Here is a 6,094-nt window from a genome sequence, read left to right on the forward strand (position 1 = left end):
GTCATATTTCCTGATTTTTCTAATTTCATAACGCTAAAATAACCATTATTTCTGGAATTTTAAATAAAAACATCAATAAGTTATTAACAATCACATATTTGCATGTTAATAGCCTTGCAAAGGACTCATTTTTTTAGTTCTTATAGTGTTGAATATTTGATTATTGGAAAAAAATAATAATTTTTTACTAACGAACTAAAAGATATTATCTTTTTTTTTTTTACTTTTGCTAATTCATTTTGGAGAGATGTTGTTAAAGAAAATATTAGCTTTTATAGTTCCGCTTATAGCATATTTTATTTTTCATTCTTGCTCAAGCGATGCTTTTTCGGGCAAGTTAAGTGAAGGAACAATAGAGTATGATATGGATTATTTACAAGATGAAAAAGAAAACCCATTGATTAGTTTATTGCCAACAACGATGACCTTAAAGATAAAAGACAATAATTCTATTCAAAAAATTGAAGGATGGATGGGAGTTTTTCAAATGGCTGGTATTGCTAAGAGAGAGGATAATTATAAAGCAGCGTATCTCAAAATTATGGGCGAAAAGTATGTATTTGAAACAACAATGGATGGACCATCGTTTGGATTCGATGAATATAAAAATATGCGTTTAGAACCTTGCGATTCACAAAAAACTATCGCAGGCTATAAATGTAAAGCCTATAATGTATTTCTGGGTGATTCTGCTAAACCTTCATTTACTATTTATTATACCGAAGATATTCATTTAGATAATCCTAATTGTAATAATCCTTTTCAGCAAGTTAAAGGAGTATTACTCGATTATCAAATGAATTTTCAAAAAATTCCTGTACATATTATAGCTAAGAAAGTAACAAAAGAAGAAATCCCTGATGACGAATTTGTTGTTCCAGACGGTTTTCAAAAAGTTTCAAAAGAAAAAATTCAAGAAGTTATTAATAATTTAATGTAATCTAATATGAAAAAACTATTCTTATTCAGCGTTCTAAGTGTTTTAATGTTATCGTTAAATGCTCAAAAAGGTAAAAACGATACAGGTTTTGAAGGTACAATTACATATTCAGTAACGACCGAAGGTGAATTTGATGCTAATACAAAAGCTCAATTACCTACCGAAGTTGTTTGGACTTTTAAAGGTCCTAAATCGTCCATGTTAATGAAAACAGGATTTGGAAATATAACCATATTAGCAAACGCAGATAGCAAAGAACAAGTTGTGCTTTACGATATGATGGGACAGAAAATGGCAATTAAATCAACCAAAGAAGAGACTGAAAAAGCATTAGCCGAAATCCCAGAAACAAAAGTAACTGAAACAACCGAAACCAAAAAGATTTTAAATTATAATTGTAAAAAAGTACAAATTAGCGACGATAAAAATAATGTAATGGATGTTTACATTACTGATGAAATTCAGGTTCCAAATGCAAATTGGAATACACAATATAAAAATGTTAAGGGCCTCATGTTAGAATATTCGCAAAAAGGCAATCCCGATAGCGATGCTAAAATGATATTCACTGCAAAAGAGATTAAAAAGTCGAAAGTAAAAGACGCCGTTTTTGAAATTCCTTCAGATTTTAAACAAATGTCGATGACAGAATTTAAACAAATGTTTGGAGGAGGCGAAGAATAAAATTGATTTTAAAGAGAACAAAAAATCCTCTAATTTTAGGGGATTTTTTAATTTTATTAACTGAGTTAGATGGCTATCAAGAAAAAAGAAAAAGATATTGAAAACGAAAATTTTGTGAATGAAGAAGAAAAATCTTCTTTTAATTTTATTCAATTTCTGAAAGATGAGCGAACCCGATATATTACTTCGTTAATATTATTATTCTTTTCGGTTTTTCTTATTTTTTCTTTTTTTTCTTATGTTTTTACATGGGCTGACGACCAAAGTAAAATTACACAACCTTTTTTTAAATTTTTATTCGATGCCAATATCGATGCTGAAAATTGGGCAGGAAAGTTAGGTGCATACGTTAGCCATATATTATTTCACAATACATTTGGTATTGCTTCACTATCGCTTATTATTTTATTAGTTACGATTGCTCTAAGAATTGTAAATGTTAAGTTAATTTCTGTTACAAAACTCATCCGATACCTTATATTTATTACATTATGGTTATCATTATTTTTAGGTTATTGGTTCGAAGTTAAATATTTTTATTTAGGAGGAGCGTATGGTTATTACTTAGCTAAATGGTTCAATGCAGCAATAGGTAAATTAGGCACCATTACATTATTACTCGTAAGCGCATTTGCCTTTATCATTATTGCATTTAAAGAAGCATTACCTGCCTTAAAAAATTTTTTCCACCGTTTTAAGAAAGCTCCTGCTATTGTAGCTGTCGATGAGGAATCAATATCTGAAAACAATGAAATGAACCATGTTGAAGAAAATAATGAATTACAAAATATTGAAAATGAAATAGAATTATTAACAAAAAATAAAGAAGAAACAATACCAGTTGAGACAAAAGAAGATACTATAGAAGAAAATATTACTACTGTTTTAGTTAAAGAAATTCCATCCGAAAAAGAAGGCGATGTAAGTCTAATTATTGAAAGAGTTCAGGATGAAACTAAAGAACCCTATCAACTTAGTCAGGATTTAGTTGAAAAATATGGCGAGTATGATATTCGTTTAGATGCTCCGAAATATCAATTTCCAAGTTTAGATTTATTAGAGGAACATAACGAAGATAATATTCAAGTTAGCGAAGAAGAATTGTTAGCTAACAAAAATAAAATTATAGAAACACTAAAAAATTATGGAATACAAATAAATCAGATTAAAGCAACAATTGGTCCTACAGTTACATTATATGAAATCGTTCCAGCTCCTGGGGTTAAAATTTCTAAAATAAAAAACCTCGAAGACGACATTGCACTTAGTCTTGCAGCTCTTGGTATTAGAATTATTGCTCCCATCCCTGGCAAAGGAACAATAGGCATAGAAGTGCCCAATCAGAATCCTCAAACAGTTTCGATGAAATCGGTTATTGGTAGCAGCCGTTTTCAAGAAAGCAAACACGAATTACCCGTAGCATTGGGCAAAACCATCCAAAACGAAGTATTTGTATTCGACTTAGCTAAAGCACCTCATTTGTTGGTTGCAGGAGCAACAGGGCAGGGTAAATCGGTTGGATTAAATGCAATTATTACTTCGCTTTTATATAAAAAGCACCCTTCTGAATTGAAAATTGTGATGATAGATCCCAAAAAAATTGAGCTATCCGACTATGCAAAAATTGAAAATCATTTTTTGGCTAAATTACCCGACGAAGATGAACCCATTATAACCGATGTTCAAAAAGTTAAAAATACCTTGAAGTCATTAACCGTTGAAATGGATAAACGATACGATTTATTAAAAGAGGTGGGGGGGATTCGAACAATAAAAGAATATAACGAAAAACTAAAAAAACGTGAAATAAATCCGGCAAAGTATCCCTACATGCCATATATAGTAGTGGTAGTCGACGAGTTTGCCGATCTTATTATTACTGCAGGTAGAGAGATTGAAGAACCCATTGCACGAATAGCACAACTTGCAAGAGCCGTTGGTATTCATTTAATTATTGCAACACAACGACCTTCAACAAACATTATTACAGGGTCGATAAAAGCAAACTTTCCAACCCGAATCGCTTTTAGAGTAACTTCGATGATCGATAGCCGAACTATTATTGATGCACCTGGTGCCAACCAGTTAATAGGGCGTGGTGATATGCTCATATCAATGGGCAGTGATATGGTACGAGTGCAATGTGCTTTTGTTGACGCTAAAGAAGTAGCTCGTATTGTAGACCATATTTCTAAACAACAAGCACCAGCTAATCATTTTTATTTACCTCAAGTTGTTGACGAGCCTTCGCTAAATTCGAGTCTGGAGGGTCTTGAAAATGGCAAAATGGACGATTTGTTCCCTGATGTAGCACGTTTAATAGTAACTTCACAAATTGGAAGCACTTCGCTTATTCAAAGAAAATTTTCTATTGGATATGCGCGTGCAGGTCGAATAATGGATCAACTCGAAGAAGCTAAAATTGTTGGACCACAAGAAGGAAGTAAAGCACGACAAGTTTTAATTCAAGATTTAAATTATTTGGAACAGATTTTGAAAGATTTAGGTTTTTAAAAAAATGTAGTATGAAAGTATTATGGTTATTTTTATTCATGTTTTCAATTTTGCTTTTGAAAGCTCAACAAACAACTCCTTCAGCTGATTATAAAGAAGTTGATCCAAAAGCAAAAAGCATATTAGACAAGGTATCAGCAAAAAACAAAGCATATAAAACGATTAAAGCTGAATTTGCAATAATTCTTGAAAATAAAAAAGAGAATATAAAAGATGCTAAAAAAGGAACGATCTGGATTAAAGGAAATAAATATAAGGTCGATTTAGCTGCATCTACTATTTTTTTTGATGGTAAAACACAATGGACTTATATGAAAGAAGCTAATGAGGTTAATATTACCGATCCAGATCCGAAAGACGATAATACATTAAATCCAGCAAAAATTTTTTCAATTTACGAAACAGGCTATAAGATTCGATTTATTAAAGAAAAATTCGAGAAAAATAGAGCATTATACGAAATAGAACTTTATCCTAAAGACTTAAAAAAAGAGTTTACAAAAATATCACTCAAAATAGACAAAGATAAATCACAAATATTTAGCATGAAACGTTACGGTAAAGATGGAACCGATTTTTATCTTGAAATGATTAGCATTAAAACCAATGAAGAGATGGCCGATTTGATGTTTGTGTTTGATAAAACAAAATATCCAAAGGTTGAAATAAACGATATGCGCGATTGATATGAAATTTATTGAATTGGTTGAGAAACGTCAAAGCGATAGAAAGTATATTCAAAAAAAGATAACTGATAATGATATTTATACAATAATAGAAGCTGCAAGATTAGCTCCTTCGGCAAGTAATTCCCAGCCATGGACTTTTATTGTAGTTAAAGATGAAAATATTAAAAAACAATTGGCAGAAGCTACCATATCAAAAGGACTACCCATTAACAAATTTGCTTATGATGCAGCTATAATAATTGCTATTGTTATAGAAAAAGCTAAAACACTAACCCGTTTAGCGGGTTGGATCAAAAAACGCGATTTCCCATGGATTGATATTGGAATAGCGGCCGAACATATTTGTTTGCAAGCAACAGAACTTGGTATTGGAAGCTGTATCATTGGATGGTTTGATGAAAAAAAAGTTAAACAAATACTACATGTACCATCGAATAAACGTATTGGTTTGCTTATTACATTAGGTTATACACCCAATGACTATTATCATCGTCAAAAAGTTAGAAAATCAATGGATAAAGTATTAAAGTTTAATTCTTATTGATCTTTATTAAAAAAATTTTTATACATAAATAATTTTATTGGGATCTAAAATATTTTCACCGTCCCAACGATATGCCGTTAAATAACCACCTTTGGCGCCACCAAAATCGAGGCAACATTTTGTTGGGTTTGTTAAATAAGGGTATCCACGTAAGTTGTAATGCCCAAAGAAAATAGGTCTGCTGGTCGTATTAATTTTTAGAGTATTTATATCTATTTTGTTTTGCAAATTCGATGGAAAATGTTCAGTTTTGTGAGTAAAAAGCTCGCTTATAGGCGTTTCTTGATTATTCTCCCACCATTTATATCTAAAAAAAGTAGTTTTATGGCTATTATTAATATTTATTTTGATGGTGATTCCCATAATAGCTTTATTGAGCGGTTCTTTATATTCCGGGTTAGTATTAATAAACTCTATCATGTTTTTTACAGTATTATGAGAGCTTAAAAATTGATGATGGTTCTCGTCCCAAATAGCATGAATGGCGATTGCCTTTTCAAATTCGATAAATATTGGTAATTGTAATATCCAATCAATATATGGATATAAATCTTCTTTTTTATTGTTAAATTCAATATATAAAGGAAAATAATCGCGTTGAAGATAATACCATAAAGTGTTTTTATTGTTTATTGTCTTGTGATAAAGTAGGGCTAAAAAATACTCGTGATTACCTGCAATAATAAAGGCTTGCTGTTTTATATGCATTTGAAATAGTGTATA

At 30.9% G+C, this 6,094-nt stretch carries 6 protein-coding genes; 5 read left to right on the top strand and 1 reads right to left on the bottom strand.

Annotated features, from left to right (window positions below):
- The first annotated feature begins 247 nt into the window (after positions 1-247).
- The 5 genes from HPY79_12145 to HPY79_12165 all read left to right on the top strand — a co-directional run bounded on the left by HPY79_12145 (position 248) and on the right by HPY79_12165 (position 5,371).
- The gene (locus tag HPY79_12145; protein ID NSW46554.1) at positions 248-940 is read left to right on the top strand and encodes a hypothetical protein; all 693 of its coding nucleotides are present in this window, start codon (positions 248-250) and stop codon (positions 938-940) included.
- 6 nt (positions 941-946) lie between these two features.
- A complete protein-coding gene (locus tag HPY79_12150) occupies positions 947-1,624 on the top strand; it encodes a DUF4412 domain-containing protein (GenBank protein ID NSW46555.1) in 678 nt (225 codons plus the stop codon).
- 69 nt (positions 1,625-1,693) lie between these two features.
- Complete coding sequence (locus HPY79_12155; GenBank protein ID NSW46556.1) at positions 1,694-4,138, top strand: DNA translocase FtsK; 2,445 nt, start codon at positions 1,694-1,696, stop codon at positions 4,136-4,138.
- 11 nt (positions 4,139-4,149) lie between these two features.
- Positions 4,150-4,824 carry an outer membrane lipoprotein carrier protein LolA gene (locus HPY79_12160; GenBank protein ID NSW46557.1) on the top strand — a complete coding sequence of 225 codons (675 nt, stop codon included), beginning with the start codon at positions 4,150-4,152 and terminating at the stop codon, positions 4,822-4,824.
- A gap of 1 nt (position 4,825) precedes the next feature.
- On the top strand, positions 4,826-5,371 hold the full coding sequence (locus HPY79_12165; GenBank protein NSW46558.1) for a nitroreductase family protein: 546 nt from the start codon (positions 4,826-4,828) through the stop codon (positions 5,369-5,371).
- An 18-nt stretch (positions 5,372-5,389) separates the two neighbouring features.
- Here HPY79_12165 and HPY79_12170 read toward each other — a convergent pair.
- Positions 5,390-6,094: metallophosphoesterase (locus HPY79_12170; GenBank protein NSW46559.1), on the bottom strand; the 705-nt coding region annotated here is incomplete at its 5' end.

Source organism: Bacteroidales bacterium (assembly GCA_013314715.1).
Taxonomy (GTDB): Bacteria; Bacteroidota; Bacteroidia; order Bacteroidales; family GWA2-32-17; genus Ch61.

Coding starts and splice junctions, on each gene's coding strand:
- HPY79_12150 (NSW46555.1), top strand. CDS start 947: ATGAAAAAACTATTCTTATTCAGCGTTCTAAGTGTTTTAATGTTATCG.
- HPY79_12145 (NSW46554.1), top strand. CDS start 248: ATGTTGTTAAAGAAAATATTAGCTTTTATAGTTCCGCTTATAGCATAT.
- HPY79_12165 (NSW46558.1), top strand. CDS start 4,826: ATGAAATTTATTGAATTGGTTGAGAAACGTCAAAGCGATAGAAAGTAT.
- HPY79_12155 (NSW46556.1), top strand. CDS start 1,694: ATGGCTATCAAGAAAAAAGAAAAAGATATTGAAAACGAAAATTTTGTG.
- HPY79_12160 (NSW46557.1), top strand. CDS start 4,150: ATGAAAGTATTATGGTTATTTTTATTCATGTTTTCAATTTTGCTTTTG.